The organism is Candidatus Symbiopectobacterium sp. NZEC135 (assembly GCF_025962695.1).
On record NZ_JAGFPF010001048.1, the window covers coordinates 1 to 753 of the forward strand.

Genomic DNA, 753 nt, shown 5'->3' on the forward strand with positions numbered 1-753 from the left:
CATGCTGATAAAGAATTTTGGCGTATTTTTCCAGTAGTTCACCTGATCCGGCAGCAGCGCATCCGGCGTGATCTGCTTGAGGTAGGTTTTCAGGTCAGCCTGCTTTTCGGACGGCAACGGCATATAGCCCGGCAGGTTAAGGCTCAGCAGCCCCAGGTCGGTATAGCCCTGAATGTTGGAGTGACCGCGCAGGGCGTTAACGCCGCCACCGGCCATGCCGATATTGCCCAGCAGCAACTGGATCATGGCAGCGGCACGGATGATCTGCGCGCCGTTGGTGTGGTGCGTCCAGCCCAGCGCGTACATAAAGGTCGCGGTTTTATCGGGGGCGCTGGTTTCTGCCAGAGAGCGGCAGATCTCTTCATAATGGTGCGCGGGCGTGCCGCACAGCGAGACCACCATCTCTGGGGTATAACGGGCAACGTGCGCTTTCAGTAGGTTCCAGACGCAACGCGGGTGCGTCAGCGTCATGTCACGTTTGGCAAAGCCGTTGGCATCCAGTTCGTAATTCCAACTGGTCTTGTCGTACTGGCGGGCATCCGCATTATAACCGCTGAACAGGCCTTCATCGAAACTGTAGTCGTCACGCACGATCAGGCTGGCGCTGGTGTACGACTTCACGTATTCATGATGAATTTTATCATGCGTGATCAGATAGTTGATGATGCCCAGCAGGAAGGCGGCATCCGAGCCAGCGCGGATCGGAGCATAAAGATCGGCCACGGCGGCGGAGCGGTTAAAGCGCGGGTCCAC

The 753-nt window shown here is 57.5% G+C and carries 1 protein-coding gene; it reads right to left on the minus strand.

The window, feature by feature from the left end; genetic code table 11:
• A partial coding sequence (locus J5224_RS32345) for a molybdopterin-dependent oxidoreductase (protein ID WP_264629035.1) occupies window positions 1–753 on the minus strand: 753 nt, incomplete at both ends.